27 protein-coding genes and 1 tRNA gene are annotated in these 18,911 nt (G+C 69.7%); 8 read left to right on the top strand and 20 right to left on the bottom strand.

The annotated features are described in order from the left end of the window. Nucleotide 1: 1 nt before the first annotated feature. From ACIBBH_RS19315 to ACIBBH_RS19225, 19 genes are all read right to left on the bottom strand, one after another. Nucleotides 2-484: a LuxR C-terminal-related transcriptional regulator gene (locus tag ACIBBH_RS19315; protein WP_399406075.1), complete on the bottom strand. Its 483-nt coding sequence runs from the start codon at nucleotides 482-484 to the stop codon at nucleotides 2-4. Further along, entirely contained in the window at nucleotides 481-702 is a 222-nt protein-coding gene (locus ACIBBH_RS19310) for a hypothetical protein (protein ID WP_399406073.1), read from the bottom strand. The genes ACIBBH_RS19315 and ACIBBH_RS19310 overlap by 4 nt, the downstream gene beginning before the upstream one ends. Continuing rightward, entirely contained in the window at nucleotides 699-1,247 is a 549-nt protein-coding gene (locus ACIBBH_RS19305) for a histone-like nucleoid-structuring protein Lsr2 (RefSeq protein ID WP_399406071.1), read from the bottom strand. Before ACIBBH_RS19305 ends, ACIBBH_RS19310 begins: the two co-directional genes overlap by 4 nt. Then, nucleotides 1,244-2,104: a hypothetical protein gene (locus ACIBBH_RS19300; RefSeq protein WP_399406069.1), complete on the bottom strand. Its 861-nt coding sequence runs from the start codon at nucleotides 2,102-2,104 to the stop codon at nucleotides 1,244-1,246. The genes ACIBBH_RS19305 and ACIBBH_RS19300 overlap by 4 nt, the downstream gene beginning before the upstream one ends. After that, nucleotides 2,101-2,709, bottom strand: a complete 609-nt coding sequence (locus ACIBBH_RS19295) for a hypothetical protein (RefSeq protein ID WP_399406067.1) — start codon at nucleotides 2,707-2,709, stop codon at nucleotides 2,101-2,103. Before ACIBBH_RS19295 ends, ACIBBH_RS19300 begins: the two co-directional genes overlap by 4 nt. Further along, nucleotides 2,706-3,023 carry a hypothetical protein gene (locus ACIBBH_RS19290; RefSeq protein WP_399406065.1) on the bottom strand — a complete coding sequence of 106 codons (318 nt, stop codon included), beginning with the start codon at nucleotides 3,021-3,023 and terminating at the stop codon, nucleotides 2,706-2,708. The genes ACIBBH_RS19295 and ACIBBH_RS19290 overlap by 4 nt, the downstream gene beginning before the upstream one ends. Further along, on the bottom strand, nucleotides 3,013-4,674 hold the full coding sequence (locus ACIBBH_RS19285; RefSeq protein ID WP_399406063.1) for a hypothetical protein: 1,662 nt from the start codon (nucleotides 4,672-4,674) through the stop codon (nucleotides 3,013-3,015). The genes ACIBBH_RS19290 and ACIBBH_RS19285 overlap by 11 nt, the downstream gene beginning before the upstream one ends. Nucleotides 4,675-4,699: 25 nt before the next feature. Beyond that, entirely contained in the window at nucleotides 4,700-5,098 is a 399-nt protein-coding gene (locus ACIBBH_RS19280) for a hypothetical protein (protein ID WP_399406061.1), read from the bottom strand. Between the two features lie 74 nt (nucleotides 5,099-5,172). Then, nucleotides 5,173-5,673, bottom strand: a complete 501-nt coding sequence (locus tag ACIBBH_RS19275; protein WP_399406060.1) for a hypothetical protein — start codon at nucleotides 5,671-5,673, stop codon at nucleotides 5,173-5,175. Further along, a complete protein-coding gene (locus tag ACIBBH_RS19270; RefSeq protein ID WP_399406058.1) occupies nucleotides 5,670-5,903 on the bottom strand; it encodes a hypothetical protein in 234 nt (77 codons plus the stop codon). The genes ACIBBH_RS19275 and ACIBBH_RS19270 overlap by 4 nt, the downstream gene beginning before the upstream one ends. Beyond that, entirely contained in the window at nucleotides 5,900-6,538 is a 639-nt protein-coding gene (locus tag ACIBBH_RS19265; protein ID WP_399406056.1) for a hypothetical protein, read from the bottom strand. Before ACIBBH_RS19265 ends, ACIBBH_RS19270 begins: the two co-directional genes overlap by 4 nt. Beyond that, a complete protein-coding gene (locus ACIBBH_RS19260; protein WP_399406054.1) occupies nucleotides 6,535-7,062 on the bottom strand; it encodes a hypothetical protein in 528 nt (175 codons plus the stop codon). Before ACIBBH_RS19260 ends, ACIBBH_RS19265 begins: the two co-directional genes overlap by 4 nt. Continuing rightward, nucleotides 7,062-7,340 (bottom strand): hypothetical protein, encoded by a 279-nt coding sequence (locus tag ACIBBH_RS19255; RefSeq protein WP_399406052.1) that lies wholly within the window; start codon nucleotides 7,338-7,340, stop codon nucleotides 7,062-7,064. Before ACIBBH_RS19255 ends, ACIBBH_RS19260 begins: the two co-directional genes overlap by 1 nt. A 142-nt stretch (nucleotides 7,341-7,482) precedes the next feature. Then, nucleotides 7,483-8,094 (bottom strand): hypothetical protein, encoded by a 612-nt coding sequence (locus tag ACIBBH_RS19250; protein WP_399406050.1) that lies wholly within the window; start codon nucleotides 8,092-8,094, stop codon nucleotides 7,483-7,485. Beyond that, nucleotides 8,091-8,369, bottom strand: coding sequence for a hypothetical protein (locus ACIBBH_RS19245; protein ID WP_399406048.1), 279 nt, complete (start codon nucleotides 8,367-8,369; stop codon nucleotides 8,091-8,093). Before ACIBBH_RS19245 ends, ACIBBH_RS19250 begins: the two co-directional genes overlap by 4 nt. After that, nucleotides 8,366-8,935, bottom strand: coding sequence for a hypothetical protein (locus ACIBBH_RS19240; protein ID WP_399406046.1), 570 nt, complete (start codon nucleotides 8,933-8,935; stop codon nucleotides 8,366-8,368). Before ACIBBH_RS19240 ends, ACIBBH_RS19245 begins: the two co-directional genes overlap by 4 nt. After that, nucleotides 8,932-9,588: a hypothetical protein gene (locus ACIBBH_RS19235; RefSeq protein WP_399406044.1), complete on the bottom strand. Its 657-nt coding sequence runs from the start codon at nucleotides 9,586-9,588 to the stop codon at nucleotides 8,932-8,934. The genes ACIBBH_RS19240 and ACIBBH_RS19235 overlap by 4 nt, the downstream gene beginning before the upstream one ends. Before the next feature lie 88 nt (nucleotides 9,589-9,676). Then, nucleotides 9,677-9,967 carry a hypothetical protein gene (locus ACIBBH_RS19230; protein ID WP_399406042.1) on the bottom strand — a complete coding sequence of 97 codons (291 nt, stop codon included), beginning with the start codon at nucleotides 9,965-9,967 and terminating at the stop codon, nucleotides 9,677-9,679. Between the two features lie 5 nt (nucleotides 9,968-9,972). After that, nucleotides 9,973-10,251 carry an XRE family transcriptional regulator gene (locus tag ACIBBH_RS19225; protein ID WP_399406040.1) on the bottom strand — a complete coding sequence of 93 codons (279 nt, stop codon included), beginning with the start codon at nucleotides 10,249-10,251 and terminating at the stop codon, nucleotides 9,973-9,975. Between the two features lie 270 nt (nucleotides 10,252-10,521). On the opposite strand from ACIBBH_RS19225, the gene ACIBBH_RS19220 reads away from it, so the two are divergent. The 3 genes from ACIBBH_RS19220 to ACIBBH_RS19210 all read left to right on the top strand — a co-directional run bounded on the left by ACIBBH_RS19220 (nucleotide 10,522) and on the right by ACIBBH_RS19210 (nucleotide 12,800). Next, nucleotides 10,522-10,893, top strand: a complete 372-nt coding sequence (locus ACIBBH_RS19220; RefSeq protein ID WP_399406038.1) for a helix-turn-helix domain-containing protein — start codon at nucleotides 10,522-10,524, stop codon at nucleotides 10,891-10,893. Between the two features lie 423 nt (nucleotides 10,894-11,316). Then, the gene (locus tag ACIBBH_RS19215) at nucleotides 11,317-12,600 is read left to right on the top strand and encodes a tyrosine-type recombinase/integrase (protein WP_399406036.1); all 1,284 of its coding nucleotides are present in this window, start codon (nucleotides 11,317-11,319) and stop codon (nucleotides 12,598-12,600) included. 90 nt (nucleotides 12,601-12,690) lie between these two features. Next, nucleotides 12,691-12,800 (top strand) — tRNA-OTHER (locus ACIBBH_RS19210). A gap of 123 nt (nucleotides 12,801-12,923) precedes the next feature. Here the strand turns inward: ACIBBH_RS19210 and ACIBBH_RS19205 are convergent. Further along, nucleotides 12,924-14,600, bottom strand: a complete 1,677-nt coding sequence (locus ACIBBH_RS19205; RefSeq protein WP_399406034.1) for a tyrosine-type recombinase/integrase — start codon at nucleotides 14,598-14,600, stop codon at nucleotides 12,924-12,926. Between the two features lie 361 nt (nucleotides 14,601-14,961). On the opposite strand from ACIBBH_RS19205, the gene ACIBBH_RS19200 reads away from it, so the two are divergent. The 5 genes from ACIBBH_RS19200 (at nucleotide 14,962) to ACIBBH_RS19180 (ending at nucleotide 18,911) form a co-directional block, all read left to right on the top strand. Next, nucleotides 14,962-15,162 carry a helix-turn-helix transcriptional regulator gene (locus ACIBBH_RS19200; protein ID WP_399406032.1) on the top strand — a complete coding sequence of 67 codons (201 nt, stop codon included), beginning with the start codon at nucleotides 14,962-14,964 and terminating at the stop codon, nucleotides 15,160-15,162. Between the two features lie 443 nt (nucleotides 15,163-15,605). After that, a complete protein-coding gene (locus ACIBBH_RS19195; protein WP_399406030.1) occupies nucleotides 15,606-16,562 on the top strand; it encodes a recombinase family protein in 957 nt (318 codons plus the stop codon). Nucleotides 16,563-16,786: 224 nt separating this feature from the next. Beyond that, entirely contained in the window at nucleotides 16,787-17,116 is a 330-nt protein-coding gene (locus ACIBBH_RS19190; RefSeq protein WP_399406028.1) for a hypothetical protein, read from the top strand. A gap of 68 nt (nucleotides 17,117-17,184) precedes the next feature. Next, nucleotides 17,185-18,210 carry a ParB/RepB/Spo0J family partition protein gene (locus tag ACIBBH_RS19185; RefSeq protein WP_399406026.1) on the top strand — a complete coding sequence of 342 codons (1,026 nt, stop codon included), beginning with the start codon at nucleotides 17,185-17,187 and terminating at the stop codon, nucleotides 18,208-18,210. A 332-nt stretch (nucleotides 18,211-18,542) separates the two neighbouring features. After that, complete coding sequence (locus tag ACIBBH_RS19180) at nucleotides 18,543-18,911, top strand: hypothetical protein (protein WP_399406024.1); 369 nt, start codon at nucleotides 18,543-18,545, stop codon at nucleotides 18,909-18,911.

Here is an 18,911-nt window from a genome sequence, read left to right as displayed (position 1 = left end):
GTCACCGCCGACCGCAGGTGGGGCAGGCCGGGCGCGGCAGGGTGCCCTGGTCGGCCAGGAGGTGGTACTGCCAGGCGAGGGCCACTGCGTGAGCGGCGGTCTTGGCGCCGAGCTGGCGCAAGAGGCGCACGCGGAGAGTGTGGACGGTGTTCTTGGTGACGCCGAGCGCTGCGGCCTGCTGCTCGGCGGTGAGGCCCTCGGCGTAGCCGTCCAGGCACTGCTGCTGTCGCCTGGTCAGCCGGATCGGGCCGCGCTCCTCGGGCTTGAGCCCCTCGAGCTGGCCGGTGCGGTAGGCGTAGTCGACCAGCACCGGGTGCCGGACCGCGGGCTTGCCGGTGTCACGGACGCGGGTGGCCGCACGGTCGTTGATCGTCTTTATGGTGCTCGGCGAGAGACCGAGACGCACCGCGATCTGGGGGCCGGTGTCGCCGCGCGCGTATCCGGCGATCACCTGCAGTTCGCGGCGGCTGAACAGCTGGCTCATGCGCTCCATTCCTTGTCGTCAAGGGGTAGTTGCGTGTCGGCCACGGGCACGGGCCGGGCAAGGGCGGCGCGGATCCTGGTGGGGTCGTGGTGGATCGCGGCTCGCTGGTCGGGGCGGAGCTTGCGCCAGCAGCTCGATCCGATCCGCCGCGCGACGGCGGCGGCGGACCAGATCGGCTGATGGCACAGCAGGCACTCCGCTGGGCCGGCATCCGTCACGGCGCGGTGCTGTGGCCCGGGGCGGTGTCGGCGCGCCAGGCGTCGAGGACGTCCTTGGGGATCCGGCCGCGGTCGGGGCAGGGAACGTTGTGCGACCGGGCCCAGGCGCGGACGGCCGCAGCGTCGTACGAGGGCGACTTGCGCTTGGGCTTGGGCGCCAGCTCGCCCTTGCGGGCCCGCAGTTCCTGCAGACGCCGCTCGAGCTGTTCCTCCTCGGTGGTGATGGCGGACAGCTCCCGGTCGGTGACATACCGCTGCCGCAAACCGGAGAGCGCGGCGCGGGCACGGGCCGCCTGGTCCTGGACCTCGGGGTCGTCGTGCTGGTCGCCCCAGGCGAGGAGCTTGCCGACGGGCAGCTTCTCCGGGTCGTCCACGGTGGTCGGCGGGTGCAGCGCCACGATGGGCGTGGTCGGCGGGGTGAGTTCGGGTGCGGTGGCCATGGGCTGTCCCCTGTCAGGTGAGTGGAGGCGGTTCTCACGGGCGGCCTGCGGGCCGCCCTCGCGGTCGATTTCGTCCAGCAGTGCGAGCAGTGCACGCACGGTCATGGCTGGCGCTTCTTCTTGTTCGTGCTGCAGGCGCTGCAGTACGCGACACCCGTGCGCAGGTAGCGGCCGTGCACGGCCTGGTCGTGGCCGGCCTTGCAGAACGCCGGGCGCTCCCCCATGCCGAGCAGATACCGGTACTGCTCGCGCAGTTGCGTACGGCCGGGCTCGTCCTCAACGTGGTCCGGGGCCACGCACTGGCGCAGGTCGCACTCGGCTTTCACCTGGCCGACCGGGTCACGCCCGGTTCGCTGGCGGAACGCGACGGCAGCCGCGGTGTGGGTCTTGTCGCGGTAGCACATGACGGGGGTTCCGCTGGCGCCTGCTCGCGAGCCGGTCCAGCGCAGGTGGCCGCCTTCGAGAGGCTCGGTGTGCTGCGCCCACTTCTCCTCGAGCGTCTCGCTGTGCTGCGGGGGGTTAGGCACGTCCATTTCCTTGCGGATCCGGCGTACGGCGCTCTTGTCGACACGCAACTCCCGGACGATGGCCTCGTTGTGGCGTCCCGCGCTGATCAACGCGCGAATCTCGGCGTCCTTAGGGTGCTGCCGCTTGCCCCTGTTGTGGATCGTGGCCGGGCCGAATCCGCCCTCCCGCCGGAGCCGGGCGATCGTCCGCATGTCCGCACCGGTCTCCTGGCGGACTGCCGTGTCGGTCCGGCCCTCGCCGAGGAGTTCGAGGATCCGCTCCCTGTGCGGGTGTTCGCGCCGGGCCCAGGAACTGCGGGGCGCGGCCGGCAGGCCTGCGGCATGACGGATGCCGGCGACGACCCTGACGTCCACACCGGTCTGCCGGGCGATCGCGGCGTTGTTCTGCCCCGCGCCGATCAGCTGCAGGATCTGCTCCTGCTGAGCGTCCGTCACCGGGACTCCTTCACGCTGTGGTTCCTCGGCAGGGCAGCGCGCAGGATCGCGTCGGCCAGGTGAGGGCCGGCCACGCAGCGGTGCTTGCCGCAGGCCGGGAGGACGTAGCCGTGCGGCGGCCGCGCGCGGTACCGCTCGAAGATGAGGCGGCGGGCGTTGTGGCGGCGGCCCTCGGCGCACAGCTGCATGGCGCGACCGCTCACCGGTCCCCGCCACAGGACATGGCCGTCACCGTGCGGTTCGGAGTACAGGGCGAGGACCTCGTCCACGGTCCGCGCGGGCTTCACGTAGTCCTGGCCCGGGACGGGCAGGCCGCACTGCCGGCGGATGGCCACGATGGTGGGCTGGCTGGCCCCGGTCTCCTCGCGGATCTTGCGATAGCTGACGCCCTGCAGCAGCAGCCCAATGACCCGATGCTCCAGGCTGGCCCTCTCCTCCGGCGTATGCCGACGACCGGGACCGGTGCCGATCACCGGGATACCGAAGGCCTTCCGGGTAGCCGAGATGATGCCCGGGCAGCAGCCGATCTCGTCCTGGATCTGGTTGTACGAGGCGCCCAGGCGCAGGAGTTCGGCGACGTCCTGGCGAGGCCGGTAGCGGCTCACCGTCCCCACCGCCAGCTGCCGTACGGGACGGTGGCGCGGCGGCCCGGGCGGCTCGAGGTGCGCGCCGGTCGCGGCCGGGGGCTGGGGCAGGTCGCGGCGTGGGGCATGGCCTGCCACTCGCCGCCCTCGAGGCGGTCCCGCTCGGCGGTCAGGACGCGGACCTTGAGGGTGCCGGTGTGGTCCGTTCGCGCGGCGAGGTTGCCCTTGGGGTCGGGGTCCGCGTTGACGGCCTGCCGCCGACCGTTCACGGTGATCGCCCACCGGATCCGGGCAAAGCAGCCGTCACACAGGATGACGTCGTGGTCACTGGGCATGTGTCCTCCGGTCGGTACCGGTCTCGTCGGTGATGAGCGGGCCGTCCAGGAGCGGGAGCGTCCTGAGGTGGCCGTATATGTGCAGGGCCACAGCGGGGCCCAGGTCGGTGATCGCGGCGCGGATCTCCTCGTCGGAGGCGGCGTCGCGCTGGCGGTAGGTGGCTTTCGGCGGGAGCGCGGCTGCCGCGGCGGCAGGGCCGGGCCGCGGTCCCTCGCCGAGCTGCTGCGGGCGGACGGCGACCGCGGGCTGCGCCTGGTCCTCGAGGGCGCGCCTCCGCTGTGCCAGCCGCTCCTCGGCGGCCGCGAGTTCGGCGTCCCGGCGTGCCCGGGCGGCGGCTGATTGCCGGTTGACCGCGCACAGCTCGCAGTCCTCACCGGTGGGCCAGATGACGCCGGTCTCGCACTCGGGTCGTCCGCAGCCGTGCCGGACGAGGCCTGCGCCGAGGATCCAGCGGCCGATGTCCTGGATCGTGTCGGTGGTGGCATAGCGGCGGGTGAGCCGGTCGGTCAGCCGCTCCTCGCTGCCGCCCTGGGCGTCCAGCTGCGCGCCGATGGTGCGGGCGATGCGCCGCAGCACGAACGGGCGGATCTCGCCGAGGTGGTGCCGTACGGGCTCAAGGACTCGCCAGACACGGGGGGACAGCTGCAGGACGGGCCCGGTGTACGCGGGGCGGCCGGCGGCCGTGCCCGGGCCATCGGTCTCGGCATCCGTGCGCAGCACGCGATCACCCGGGCCGAAGGTGGCCGGAACGGAGTTATCCACAGGACGCGCGGCCCACTTACGGTCACCTCGCCTACGGCGTATACCCCCACCTGGCTGCGTCTTCTCACGTCGGTCAGTCCTGAGGTCTTCCTTAGACACGAGGGATCCGTCACCAAGATCCGCACCCGATCCGTCATGACTGACCGGTGCCGCCTCATCCCACAGAGCCAGCTGCTCAGCAGCGGGCTCCTCCTCGGCGGGCGCGGCGGGGACGGCGCGCAGTGGCTGGTGAGAGGTCTCGTACGCGTGGCGGCCCTGCTCGCCCTCCCGGCGGTGCACGGTGAGCCAGCCGGTGGCCTCGAGTTCGTCCACCAGGCGGCGGGCCTGTCGCTCGCCGAGGTGCTCGCCGGCGCGCTTGCCGGTGTGGTGGTGGAGCATCTCGCCCAGCTCGGCGGCCGTGACGGGGATACGGCGCGCGGTGGCGTAGGCGAGGAGGGCGTACAGGCGCAGCAGGCGGGGGGTGAGAGCCTCGGCGGCGCGGACGGGTATGCGCACCCACAGCTCACCTTCGGCGAGGGGCCGGGTGACGCGGTGGGCGGAGTCACCGGTGCCGCCGCGCTTGGTGCGGCGGACGGTCGGGACTTCCGTGATGCCGTCGATGATGTCCGGCTGGGCGAGCGGGCGCAGGCCTCGCTCCACCGCGCTCTTGGACATGCCCAGGTACTCGGCGAGGGTGGTAACGCGGGCAGTGCAGCCCTCCGGGCGGAGGGCGAGGGCTGCCACCTTGACGTAGACGCTCAGGGCCGCATCGGGGTACTGAGCGCCTACGACCAGGCGCAGGGGGACTTTGACGGTGCGTCCGCCGTCGCGCGTGCGCACGCCCGCGGCCGCGGTGCGCGGCTGGGCGTGCGGTGCAGCCTGGGGGACTGCGAGCGCGGCGGCGGACATGAGGATCCTTGGCTGGAGTAGTCGGTCAGGAGGGCGAGTCGGTGGCGCGGCCGCAGGTGTGCTCACGGCCGAGGGTGCGGAACCCGGCTTCGCAGCAGGGAGACTCGGGAGAGCGCGGTTCGGGCTGGGAGGTGGCGAGCGTCTCGAGGGCCCGCTCCTTGGCCTTGAGCAACTGCGCCAAGAACTCCTCGGCGGCCGCGGGACCGCCGGAGGCCTCGATGTGCGCGAGGGCCGCGCCGAACAGATCGGGGGCCAGGCAGGACGGCAGCAGGATGCCGATGTCCTCCGGCGGGATGTTCTGTTCGTTGAACAGGTGCAGGGAAAGGAGCGGGCTGCCGTGCGAGCAGAGGTGGTTGAAGGTCAGGCCGATACCTCCGTTCGTGGCGAGGAACCGGCGGCTGGGCGTGATCCGGCGGAGGTGCATGAGGGGCCTCGTCTGCTGGGTGGCTTGGCACTGGGCGGGCGAGTGTCGTCATCGCCCGCCCAGGCGCTGGGGGTTCAGACCGGCTTGCCGCTGCGACGGCTGGCGCGCAGCTGGGAGAGGACGGCCTGCGGGATGCACAGCTGATAGACCTCCTGGCCCTTGCGGGGTCCGGTGGTCAGTGCGCGCTGGGTGAGCCAGCCGCGCTGGGTGAGGACCTCGAGCTGGACGAGGACCTGGCCCTCTGTGAGGCCAGTCGCGGCGGCCAGCTGCGCCGAGGTGGGCTGGTACTTGTTCAGCAGGCCCGTGCGGAAGTTGGCGAACCCGAGCAGGGTGAGAGCGACCAGGCGGCTCTCGGCGTTCATGCGGCTTATCCGCATGCTCTGCTGGAAGGCCTGCCGGAGCACCTCGTTCGGGTACAGGCGGCCGGGAGCGGTCAGCGTGGCGGCCGCCGACGGCTGGGCCGGGGCGGGCGGGGACGATGTCGCCGTGCGGTCGGCCGGCCGAGTGGCCGGGCTGGGTGCGGCGGCCGCGCGGCGGGCGAGGTCGGCCGGGGTCGGGATGGCGGGTGCGGTCATGGCGTCGGTTCCTCGTGCTCGGTGCTGCCGGTGGGGTCGGCATCGGTTGCTGCGGTGTCAGGTGGGGGCTGACGGTGACTCGGCCAGCCCGGGCCCGGTGGTGCCTCGGGCTTGCCGGCCTGGGCGGCCGGGGTGTGGTTGGCGCACCACCAGCCGGACAGGTACAGGCGGGCGTAGGTGAGCGCGTGCGGCGGCGTAGGCCAGGTGCACGGCGGTGGCTTGCGGTTCACACCGGGGTGCTGCGGGTGTTCAGCGCGAAGTGCAGCGCCGACTCGGCCTGGACGCCGTAGGCGTAGGCGATGTCGGGCAGCCCGGCCGTGACGTCCAGGGCGGCATGCATTGCACCTGCCTCGTGGTCCTCGAGGTAACTCCGGCCGCCGAGGTCCTCGGCGTCGGCCGCGAGGCACCGCTCGTACGCGCGGCGGGCCTGTTGGACGGCTGCGGCTCCGGAGTAGCGGCCCAGCTGCAGCTCGGGCATCAGGCCGAAGTCGCAGGCGCCCTCGGTGTCGACCTCGAACCGGACGCGCGTGGGCTGCTCACCGGCCTGCACCTGCCGTACGGCCCAGTTGGCTCCGTGGGCGTAGGCCTGGGCCGCCCCGGTGTAGAGCCGCCCCAAGCGGTGCTGGGTCTCCAGCTGGATACTGCCGATCCGGCTGAGCGCCGCGAGGTGCGGTTCCTGGTCGCTGCTGTACCCGGGGTTGCGGCGGTCGACCTTGCCGTCCAGAAGCTTGATCCGGTCGAGGTCGACGTGTCCGGTGGCGATGACGGCGGCCTGGTAGGCGCGCTGGCATTCGCGGGCGGCCGCGCCGAGGGCGTAGACGCTGTCGGTGAGGCTGGCTTCCCAGGAGAGGGTGCGCGGGGTCATGACGCTCCGATCGGGCTGGTGGTGGAGGACAGTTCGGTGCAGGTGTGGCGCTCCCAGAGCGCGGCGAGGCTGTCGGCGGTCCCGTTGGAGGTGGTCCGGCCGAGGACACGGCCGCACTGGCAGGTGCCGATGAGTTCGCAGCCGCCGAACTGGAGGACCAGGGCGTGGCCGCCGGCGAGCGTCTCCGGGAAGTCGGGGTCCGGCGGGTTCGCGTGCGGCTCGCGGAATGCGCGGGCGAGCAGCTCGACGGCGGCTTCGGCCTGGTAGCCGCAGGCCTGCAGGGCGGCGAGGATTTCGGCGCGTGCAGTGGACTCGCCCGCCGGCGACTGGAAGCCGTGGCGGGTGTCCTTCTGCAGCGCGCTGTCGATCGCCTTGGCGAGCACCTCGGGCGTCGCCGTCCAGGTCGGGTCGGTGGTGCCGGGGCCGAGCAGCTGCACGACCGAGCCGCGCAGTTCGCACCCCAGGGGCTCGCGTACGGGCTGCCGGTGGCGCAGGACGGCGGCGATGGTGTCCGTACGGGACATCAGCGGTCACCGCCCGGGCGCCGGGGGATGGCGCGAATCTCGGCCCGGGTCCGGGCGAGGACCGTGCAGCGGCCGGGGCAGTACCAGTGAGCCGCCGCGCCGTCGGCGGCGCCGCGGACCTGGACCAGTCCTGCGGCCGGCGGAAGGGCGCCGACGACCGGGGTTCCGCAGCCGTCTGCAGCGCACACCTCGAACGGAGTGGCAGCGGCGGGCAGGCGGCCCTTCCCGGTCAGGCCCTTGTTCCAGGCGAGCCGGGCCTGGCGCTGTGTCTCGCTCACCTCCGGCAGGCGAGGACGCTGCGAGCGCGGTGCCATCAGTGGTCACCGCCCTCGGTGGCGCCGGACGGGACCAGCGCGGCCGCGAAGGTCAGCACGGCGGCCAGGAACGCGGCGAGAGAGGGCAGCAGCATGGGAGCGGCCATCAGACGGCCACCACCAGCGGGCGCGCCTGGCACAGTTCGGCATCGGCGATCCAGGCCGCGGCCTCCTCGAGCGTGGTCAGGCCGTTGGAGGCGTAGCGCCAGCGCAGGGTCGAGACGTGGTGGGCACCGTCCGGGTCCGGCACGGCTCCGGCGATCCAGAGCGGGGTGCCGAAGGCGTCGCGGTACCGGGTGATGAGCCCGTACAGGGTGGCCTCGGTGACGGTGGCGGGCTGCCGGGTGACCAGGTACTGGTGCGGCTCACCCCCGGGGATCGCCGGGCGCCCGGGCCACAGCCACACCTCGCCGATCTGGCGCGGGGGCTGGCCCCAGCCGGTAGCCGAGGTGTGGCTGATGACCTGTGTCAGGCTCTCGCCGAAGATGGTGTGGACGGTGCCGCAGCTCGTGCAGATCAGCCGCAACTGGACACGGGTGAAGGTGTCGCCGTGGCTGCAGATGTCGTTGCCGCAGGCGTGGTGCTCGGCGCCGGTGGCGACCGGGCGGCCGCCCTCGGAGTGCAGCGCCTGGGCGTCGTCCCAGACGGGGCGGGCGCAGCCGGGGGCGTGGGCGAGAGGGTTCCACCCGAAGTAGACGTGTTCGATCAGTTCCGTCATGCGGCTTCCTTGCTGTGGCGTGCGTGCTGCGGGCGCACGCGCCGGAGGGGCTGGGTTTCGGTGAGTGCCGGCGGTGCGGCATGCCGGGGCTTGCGCAGCGGCGCGTACGAGGGCATTGGCGGGGTGGCCGGCCGTGGCGGTTTGCGGGTGGCCCAGTAGTCGGGCAGTTCGCCCTCGTCCAAGGCGACCTTGAGCAGGCCGAGGAGGACGGCGCTTGTGCCGGTGCCGATGCCTCCCGCGGCCAGCCACTGCGCGGCGGTCGCGGGCCCGTTCACGGTGTGGCCGGTGCGATCAGGCCGAGCAGCCGGGCCGCGCCGCGGTCGGTGAGCAGCTCGGGCACGCCCTCGCCGCGCAGCTGGATGTCCACGCCCTTGCAGTGGCCTGCCGCGGTGACCGCGTCGCCCTCGGTGGTGAGGGTGTCGAGGGCGATGCCGAGGTGGCCCAGCCACCAGCGCCAGCAGTCGAGGGACTGGGGGCGGACGGTGATGCCGAGCGTGGTCTCGTCGGGTACCTCGGTGCTGGTCACGTCGTACTGGGTGGAGCGCAGGCGCTCGGCGAGCAGGGCGGCCGGGGAATCGAGGTCGACGTCCAGGCCCACGCGCGCGGTGCATCCGGCGTACGTCGACACCTCGAAGTCCGCGCCGGGGGCCTGCTCGGGCAGCTCGTACGGGACGGGCTCCAGCTCGGCGATCGTGGCGTCGGCCTTGGCCAGCAAGGCGCGGACGTGGGGAGCCAGTTGGGTCGCGAGCGCCTCGAGCTGGGGGGCGTCCAGGGGCAGGCCGAGCATCGCCGTGGCGGTCTCGAGTGCGCCCTGCAGGCGCTTCTGCAGGTCCTCGGTCACTGCGCACCGTCCGCGGCCTCGGTGCCGGCCGGGACGTATCCCATGGCCTGGAGTTCCTCGGTGGTGGCGCAGGCGCTGCAGAGGTCGATCAGCTGGCGGTTGGGGACCCAGTAACAGCCGCCCTCGCATGCGTGGTCCTCGGTGCAGCCGCAGCGCACGCAGCGGGCCTCGTCGTCCTGGTCCAGGTGCTCGGTGCGGATCGGGGCCACGGCGGTGATGGCGGGGACCTGCCCGGCGTCGGTGGTGGGGACCGACAGCGGCACGGCGGTGGCGGCCTCGGCCGACGTGGCCGGGGACGTGTCGGGTGCCGTGGCGACGGGAGCGGGCTGGCCCTCGAGCGCGGCGGCCTGCTCGGCGGAGACGAGGGCGCTGCCGCGGATCTCGATGCCCCGGATGCGGGTAATCGCGTCGAGGAAGACGCCCAGGGAGTTGTCCGATCGGGTGACCGGGACGTCCAGGAGGGTGGCCAGCTCGTAGAGGCCGGCGCCGCCGTCCGCGCGGTACTTGCAGTGCACGCGCCAGCCGGAGGGAAAGTCCTGCTCCAACTCGACAGCGAGCGGCTGGATTTCGACGCGGGCGATGATGGAGCCGACGACCTCGTGGGCGTGCTCGAACGAGTCGGCGGCGGGCGTGGTGCCGGTAGCCTGGTCCACGTGGACCTCATTTCAGGTTGGTTGAGGTGAGGTGACGTCTCGAGCGGGGTCGTACGGACGGGCAGGTCCGGGCGGCCCCGTTTGTGTGTCAGGCGCTGTGCTTGCGGCGGCTCGGGACAAACTCGGGAGCCGGCGGGGCCGACTCTCGGTCGGCGTTGGCGACGCCGGCCTCCTGCGCCATCCAGCTGCGGACGGCGTCCGGGTTGAAGCGCCGGCCGCGGAAGGCGGTGGGCTCCACGGGGCATCCGCGCTTGACCCACTCGTTGACCGTCCAGTTCGAGACGCCGTATAGCGCCATGAGCTGGGCGGTGGTGAGCAGGGGGGAGAGCCCGGTGGGGCGGAGCGTCTCGGAGCGCTCAGCGAGGGTCTGAGTCGCCATGGGATTTACCTTTCCACTGTGTCAGTAGAAACTGAGGGCATGTCGAAGTGCTGCTGCAAGGGCTCATCCAGCGCCGTGGTGATCAGCCATGCCGTACGCAGTCGGCACGTTTCTGCCGCTGTCCTGCCGCGGCCGGTGACCTTGCTGACGGTCGCGACACTCACCCCCTGCCCGCGGACGTCCACCGCCCTCGTGCGGGCGGCGAGTTCGGCCTGCGTCACTCCCCGACGCGCCATCGCGTCTCGGAGTGGCTTGCCTTCGCCCTTGCGGATCAGGTCGGTCATGCGGAGCCTCGCACCTATCGGGGACTGCCTGACGGGCTGACCCGTCGTTGACACAGTACTACTGTGTCAGTGTCAATGAGGTCAAGTGAGTGTCAGTGAGTGTTGATGGGTCGCCCGGACCTGTGGCATATTTTCGAATCTACGTTCTAGTAGTACGGCATATGCCGAGTACAACGGCGCGTGACGGGGAGGTCGCGCGCTGCGTACGTAACACGCCACACTTCTACTTTCGCTTGCAAAAGTAGAAGATCAACAGGCAGTCTTGCCCTCGTGGATAAGCCGGAGCGCACCGAGGATCTGGCGCAGCTTCTCGCCCGACTCAAAGACACCTACGGGGTCAACGACAGCGAGATCGCGCGCCGCATTGGTGTGGCTCCCGCCACCGTGAACAGCTGGGTACACCGCAAGCGAGGCGGCGGCCGCGGACCCAAGCGCGAGGCGCTCCTGGCCCTCGCCCGCGAGTTCCCCAAGTTCACCGAGGACGAAATCTTCCGCGCCGCCGGCCGCCAGTCCCCAGGCCCGCTCAGCACGGAGGCCGAGTCCCGCATCATCGAGCTGTGGCGCGGCCTGACCGCGGACCAGCAGCGCGCAAAGGAAGTTGAGCTGCGCGCCCTGAATGAAATGAACCGGACGGGGCAGTAGGTACAACCCTGCACGCCCCCCGTGAGTCTCCGCCCTATGGACCCGCTCACTCCCCGTGAGTTTTCGACAACAACAGGCTCACCACTGGTCGAAAATTCCACCATCCGGCGGTACGGTCGGACGTGCTGCCGACGTCCTCCCCCGTCGGCGACAGGTCCCGTTTACCTGCGCTTCGGGGGGTATGCATGTGTGTCCGCATCCAGTTTGCTCCGCCAGACAGCCCTCCGGCCTTCGATGCCGATCAGCGCGTGATCACCGTCCCGCGCGGCCTTCCCCCGGTACACACCGTGACTCTCGTGCGCGCCATCCTTCGTGAACTCATAGTCCCGCAGCCGGAGTTGGGTGCAGTCTGCTGGTGCGGGGACCCTGTCGACTTGACCCCCCGCGTACCTCACCAGCGAAGGACTGAACAGGTGGTGAACCATGGGGCGTAGAGCCTCGAACAATCCCCGGCAGCTGAGGGCCAAGAGCTGCGGTTGCCCGAAGTGCATGGAGGCGTACCCGCCCGAGCAGTACGGCGAGCGCAACCGCCGGCGGGACTGCACCGGCTCGTGGCAGGCCCGCTACCGGGACCCGGACGGGCGGCAGAAGCAAAAGTGCTTCCCCATCGCCGAGGGCGGCAAGAAGGCGGCCGAGGCCTTCCTCGATGAGGTCCGCACACGCGTGCGGAAGCGGACGTATGCCGACCCAAAGCGCGGCGAGATCACCCTGGCCAAGTGGTGGGAGCTGTGGTGGCCGGCTCAGCCGAAGAAGGCCGTCACGACGACGAACAGGAAGCTGAGCAACTGGCGGCACCACATCGAGCCCAAGTGGGGCGGCTGGCGGCTGTGCGACCTCGAATACATCGAACTCCAGAAGTGGATCACTACCGAGGTGAAGGGCTACCACACCCGCAAGAAGGTCCTGGAGCTGCTCAACCAGATGCTGCGCGCGGCGGTGAAGGATGGCAAGCGCATCCCGTTCAACCCGGCCGCCGAGGTGGAAATCGGGGCAGCCCCGAAGAAGGACGCCGAGGACACCCGGCCGCCGACCCGCGAGCAGTGTGCGCTGATCCGTCAGCACGTCGGCGTCTGGTACAGGCCGCTCGTCGTCTTCCTCGAGGAGACAGGGATGCGTTGGGGCGAGGCGACCGGTCTGCGGTGGGCGCACGTCGACTTGGAGGCTAAGCACCTCAAGGTGAAGGAAGTGCTCACCGAGGACCGAGGGACCCTGTTCCGCAAGGCCGCGCCCAAGTCGGTGGCCGGCTTCCGTACGGTGCCGCTCACCCCGGCGGCCATCGAGGCCGTACAGACGATGGCCGCCCGCTTCAAGCCCGTGGAGACCGTCTCCCCCATCGGCGACGGGCGGGACCTGCATCCGAAAGAGCTGGTGTTCCGCGGGCCCAACGGTGGTTGCCTGACTCGGCACAACTTCCGCCGGACGTGGATCCCGGCGATCCAGGCCGCTGGCCTGGCACGGAAGGTCAGAAACGAGGAGACCGGCCGGGACGAATGGTGGCCGCGGGTGCATGATCTGCGGCACGTGTTCGCCACGCGGCTCAAGGACCTCGGCATCCCGGAGAAGGACGTCCAGACGGTCATGGGCCACGACCGCGGCAGCAAGGTGACCTGGCTGTACCAGCACAGCGCCGAGAACGTCGCGGCCCAGGTCCTCGCCGTCATGGCTCCGGAAACGGCGGCCGGTGTTCGAATCCTCAAGGCCGTCTGAGCCGGATGCCACACAGATGCCACATGGATGCCACAACACCCCCTCACTGATCCTCACTGAAACTCACTGAGACCTGTTTTTCCTGGTCACGCCCCTGTGGAACTAGGCTCATCAAGGCTCACAGAGCCTCACTGAGCCTCACGGACGATGCACGCTTTCTCCTAAAGCGGGTGTCGCAGGTTCGAATCCTGCCGGGGGCACAACGCCTGACCAGGCGATATGAATCGAACACCCCCTTCGGAATGATCTCCGGAGGGGGTGTGTTCGTGTGTGCGGGGACAGATCGGGGACGCGGCGGATGTCAGCGGGGACGTGGCCTGCTGCTACGCCACAGCCTCACCGGACTCCACGGGGCGGATCAGCGGGCGGACAGGCGCCTGATCGTCGGTACTGGAGCCGGGCTCGGGATCAGTCTCGGCGTCGGGCGGCGCGGAGGCCGCGGGCTCCTCCGTTGGCACCGCCTGCGGTCCCTGTGGTTGCTCATCGTCCGCCGAACCCTCCGGCTGGTTCGTCTTGCGCGGCACGAGCGCCACGGGTGCGTCGGCGGCCTCGAGTTCGAGCTGCGGGAGGACGCTGGTGTACGTGTCGGCGGTGAGCTTGTAGGAGGAGTGCCCGAGCAGGACCTGGATGGTCTTCATGTGGACGCCGGCCGCGAGGGACAGCGTCGCGGCGCAGTGGCGCAGGTCGTGCAGCCGGATCGGCGGGAGGCCGAGTTTCTGGAGGAGCCGGTTGAAGACCTGGGAGAGGTACTCCGGGTGGTACGGGCGGCCGTCCTCCCACGTGAAGACGCGGCCGGAGTCGACGTACGGGTCGTACTTCTTGGGCTCCTTGCGGTGCTTCTTCTCCCACTCCGCACGCTCGGTCTGCTGGCGTCGCCGCCAGAACAGCAGAAGTTGGTGGGTCTGGCTGTCGAGGCGAATGGTGCGGGCGCCGCTGTCGCTCTTCGGGGTGTCCTCCCACACGTCGTACGAGGCCGCGACGAGCTGTTCGCTGATGTGGACGGTGCCGGCGGTCATGTCGGTCTCGCGCCAGGGCAGGCCGCAAGACTCGCCTCGGCGTGTGCCCCGGAAAACCATGAGGTGGAACATCGGGTAGAGCCGGTGCTCTGCCACCGCGTCGAGGAACGCTCCGGTCTGCTCGGCCGTCCAGACCATGACCGGACCGGGCTTCTCGCCGGTTTCCCGCCAGTGGGCGACGCGCTCGTCGGTCCATACGAGCGGCTTGGGCGGGGTGTACTTCGGCAGGACGAGGTCTTCGGTCCAGTTCTGGCTGATGAGCTTCTCGGTGTTCTTGGCGTAGTCGAGTGCGGCGCTGAGCTCGTTCTTCATCTTGAGCTGAACGCCGGGGCCCGTGATGTACCGCGGCTTCCTGCGGGCCTCGCGCAGCTTCTCCTTGGCCTCGTTCCAGCGCTGGCGCAGCTCGGGCGGGCGCGGCTTGGCTGCCTGCTTCCACGCGCGGTGGGCAGCTTCGCATTCGAGCTTGGCGAGCTCGGCTGCGTCGCGGTTGGCGGCGTGCTGTTCGTTGTCGCGCCAGATCTGCTCGAACATCTCCTGGAGGTGCCGAGTGCGTAGGTCGCGCATCTTGATGTGGCCGAGGTGCGGGATGAAGACCCGGTTGATGTGGTCCTCGTAAGTGCTCCGGGTGGACCGCTTGAGGTCGACTCTCTTGCTGAACCAGCGGAGGAGGAACTGTGCGACGGTCTCGTCCGAGAGGACGTCGACACCGTCCTGCGCCTGGTCCCAGATCTTCTGCGCCGCCTCCTCAGCCTTCTTTTTGGTGAGGAAGCCGCCCTTGCGCGGCCGGCGCCGCTTGCCGTTGGGCCCCGGCGGCAGCTCGACGTAGTAGTACCAGCTGCCGTGATCCCGCCTGCCGAGTTCGGGACAGGCAGAGCCCAGCTCCCGCGTCTTCGGTCTGCCGTTGTCGTCGAGGACCGGCTCGCCGTCCTCGTTGGTCACCGGCACCTTGCAGGAGCAGCGCCTGTAGACCGAGCCCTTGAACACATCCCCTCCCTGTGTGTCACGTGAGCAGCCACGCAGGCGCGATCAAATGTGGAGACAGAGCAACTGTCATCCAACCAAGCAGCCTGGCGCGCGTGCCAGTAAGGGCAGACCAGGAGCTGATCTGATCACGAAACTTCGCGGCTGACGGTTCGGCGACCGGCCGAACGGGCGCCGGCACATGTGTGGCAGCAGACGTGAGCGATCACACTCGTTGGCGCTGAGCGAGATCTTGTCCGGTCGCCTGGGGAAAACTTAGACTCTGTCGGGACTTCCTGGGAGGCGCGGGGGCGGAACAGGAGAGTCTGACCATGCAAGATCGAAACGATTCGGCCACTGCGACCGCCACGGTGGTGGTGCGTCGATGACGCGGGACGAGGTACTCGCCCTGCCCGTGACGGTCGACGTGCTGACGGCCGGCAGGGCGTTCGGCTTCAGCAGGAACACGACGTACGAGCTGATCAAGTCCGGGGAGTTCCCGGTACCCGTACACCCATACGGCAAGGGCAAGCGCAGGGTGCTGACGTCGGAGTTGTGGGCGGCACTGGGTGTGCGCCCCGAGTGATGGATGCTGCGGCGAGCTCCTCCTGGCATCAACAGGAGCTCCGCACGCCGCCCACGCCCTCACAAGGAGGCCCTGTTCCCCGAGGGAACACCCCGGTAGATCTGGCGGGCAGCCTGGTTGCTGACTCGCCTGAGCCCGCCCCGGAGGCGGCGTGACCGACGCTGGACACTGCTGTCTCGATGGCGAGTTGGAGCACCGGCGGCGCCACCCCCTGCGGTCGGTTCATCCGGGGTTTCGCCCGCCTCTGGATGAGCGGTCGCTCTTCAGCCAGGAGATCGCGTAGTTGTAGGCCAACTTCAAGTTGGCATACTGCGGAGTGCGGTTCTGGGGATCACAGTTCCAGACCGCACATGTAAGGTCCACCGGGATCGAAACCCAATACGTATGCCATGGGTGGCACACTTCACATGTAGGGGTGACAGTGCTGCGCCTTGGCATACCATATGGGTTACACCGGGGGATTTTGGGCTGGAGAGAGTATGAGGGCATACGGCCACGAAACGGACGGAGTGACCGCCGTCCCTGATGAGGCTGCCCACTTGGCGGCGGCAGCCAAGCGTCTCCTTGAGGAGAAGAAGACGCTCGCGGAGACCGCGGAGTGGATGACGGAGAACGCAGGACCAACGGTCTCCGGACGACCATGGGCGCCGACAACGCTACGGCGCCGATTGCAGAACCCGGCGATCGCCGGCCTCAGGGAGAACGCCGAAGGGGAGTTGGTCCGAGGCCCGGCCGAGCCTCTGATCGATCGTGAGACCTTCGACGCCCTGCAGGAGCTGTTCAGCGAGAACCGGAAGGGCCAGGGGACGAAGCCGAAGCACGTCCACTACCTGTCGGGCGGACCGGCGACCTGCGGTCTGTGCAGGCAGCCGCTGGTATCCCGGTCTACAGCGAACGGCGGGCGAGGATACGTCTGCGAGACCGAGGGCTGCGGGAAGGTGCGGATCTCCGCCGAGCCACTGGACGAGTATGTCGGAGAGCGCGCCGTCGCCCACCTGGCGAGTCCGGCACGGCTCAAGCGCCTGACCGCGATCCGCGACCGGTTTACCGCGGAGGCCCGAGAGGCGGAGAGATTCCTCAAGGAACTGGCTGGACACAAGGAGGAGTTGGCAGCCGCGTACGGGGCGCGGGACATGACCCTCACCGAGTTCAAAGCAGCGAAGGCCGCCCTAGAGAAACGGCGCACCGAGGCGATGGCGGCCGCACGCCGGGGGAAGGCCCTCGAGGAGCTGCCGGAGTTGACCCCCGAGGGAGTCGAGACCTGGTGGAACGAGACCGCTGGACGCGAGCAGCGCCGGAACCTGGTTCAGCTCGTCGTGCGTGAGGTGCGCGTGGGACCGGCCACCGTGCGCGGCTCGCGGAAGTTCGACGAGGCACGCTTCGAGATCTTCTGGCGGTGACATCGGCAACGGTCGCCTGGATCATAGAGGTTGGAGCTGTCGGATCAGACAGTCTCCGCTCGGACATTTGTTTGCGACTGACGAGTAACCGGCATACGCTGACGATCTCGCTCTCTGTGGAACGTCTCGTCACCGCTCGTGGCGCGCGCCTTGACGGCGCCCCACGGAGAGCGAACCGGGGGTGCAGCGGGAGGACGCCTGCGCCATGGCTCAAGGGGAGGAGCATGAACCGGCGCGACTCGTCGCAGGCGGGCAGACGGACCGGCGGGCGCAAGATGGACCGGACGACGGACGCCGATCCGCCGGACGAGGGCGGCTGGCTCGACGAGGAGATCCTCAAGGTTCTCTGGGGGGCGGATGTCGAGTTCAACCCCCGAAGATTTGGGGTCAACATGTGTCGAGGAAGAGTAGAACCGCCCAAGCAAGCTCCTTTATCTGAGAGCCCCGGTCACCCATCACGGTGGCCGGGGCTCGCTTGCTTCAAGCCTCGCCGAGCGCCAAGCATTCCCGGCAATACAAAAGGGAAACAACACTTGACGGTCAAGATCGATTGACCATAGTATTTAGTCATCACCTCACAGGAACCCATCCTGCGAGACCAAGAGTGCGAGGAGTCAGCGACATGAGCGTCACCGAGACGAACATCAAGGTCATCGCGATCCCGCTCACGGAGATCGAGCCCAACCCGGACCAGCCCCGCAAGTTCTTCGACGAGGCCAAGCTGGAGGAGCTGGCAGCCCAGTTCCGCTCGGTCGGCCAGCTCCAGCCGATCGTGGTCCGCCCGGCCGGCGACAAGTTCCAGATCGTGATGGGCGAGCGCCGGTGGCGGGCTATGCATCTGGTGGAGGACGCCACCACCATCGAGGCCAAGGTCGTCTCGAGCGTCGACGACGAGAACGCCTTCATCATGGGCATCTCCGAGAACATCGGCCGCGCGGACATGACGCTGATGGAGGAGGCGCAGGCGTACGCGGACTTGGTCGGGTCCGGGTACAAGGCGGAGCGCATCGCGGAGATGTTCGGCAAGACCACCGACTACGTGAAGTGGCGCATGGACCTGCTGAACCTCACCACGGACATCGCGGAGCTGGTCGCCGCGGGCAAGATCAAGGCGGACTTCGCCTGGTACCTGTCGAAGCTCTCGCCGGCGAACCAGAAGGTGGCCGTCACCCGGTACATGAAGGGCGACTTCAAGACGGAGACCGACGCCTCCACCTTCGCGCAGGCCCTGCGGATGAAGGAGAACCAGGAGGGCTTCTTCTCCGAGAAGGAACTGTCGGAGAAGGAGAAGGAGGACAAGGCCAAGGAGCGCAAGCAGGCCAAGGGCAAGGTGGACCAGGTCGAGCGGGCTGGGACCCTCCTCGAAGAGCTGGCGAAGCTGACCCCGACGGAGCTGGCCGAGCTGTTCCAGGGCGAGGTCGGCAAGCACCTGGACGCGGTGGAGCGAGTGCGGAAGGCGGCGGCCGAGGCGGTGAAGAAGCTGCGCAAGGCGAAGGCGATGTCCGAGGCGAAGCAGCTGACGGTGCGCCCAGAGCTGGAGGTCGAGTCCGAGGAGGACATCGAGGGCGAGGAGGAGCCGAGCGAGTCCGAGATGGCCGAGGCGGCCGCCGAGGAGCCCTCGGAGATGGAGCTCGAAGTCGCGGCCTGAGCGCCCGATCGAGCACGTGCGGACAGCCGGGACCCGGGGACGGGTGCCGGCTGTTTCGCGTCAGGGAGGGGTTCGCCAGCGCATGCGGGATGGGGTGGTTGTGGGGTGCGAGTGGGGCGACGCACGGCGCCCCAACGATAAAACAATATTGACGAGCAAAGCAATCGACGATAGAATGTTATTGGCGGAATGCCAGGCATGTTTCGCGACTATTGGACCCACAAGGAGAAGCAGTCCTGGTAGGGAACCGCTCCGGCGGCCGGCCAGCGGCACCGGTCGGCCGTCGGCTCGTGTCGATGTCTCCTCGAGACGCGCAGGAAAGGCAGGTAAGAGTGAAAGTCGTCATCAGCGAGAGCGGCATCCTGAAGCCGGAGGAAGCCGTGCGCCTCCTGGCCAGCGGGGTCGTGGCTCCCGAGTGCCAGTGGCTGGCAGCCGCGCTGGCCGCGGAGATCCCGTGCCGCGTGTGCGGCCAGCGGCTGCAGGTGGTCCCGGTGCGCGGGGTGGTCGGAAGCACGGTGGCGGTGGACAGCGAGGGGCGCCTCGTGTTCGGCTCCGGCAGCGTCTCGAGGGACGCGCTCGGTGTGCAGTTGTGCGACGGCTGCTACGAGCTGGCCGGGTGGGAGAACACCCACAGCGACGAGGGCCACGAGGAGAGGCCGGACCCGTACTGCCCGCTCTGCGGTGCCACGGAACTGGCGTGA

Source organism: Streptomyces sp. NPDC051636 (genome assembly GCF_044453765.1).
Taxonomy (GTDB): Bacteria; Actinomycetota; Actinomycetes; order Streptomycetales; family Streptomycetaceae; genus Streptomyces.
The sequence above is the reverse complement of the archived record's forward strand: the minus strand, read 5'-3'. Positions and strand labels throughout refer to the sequence as shown.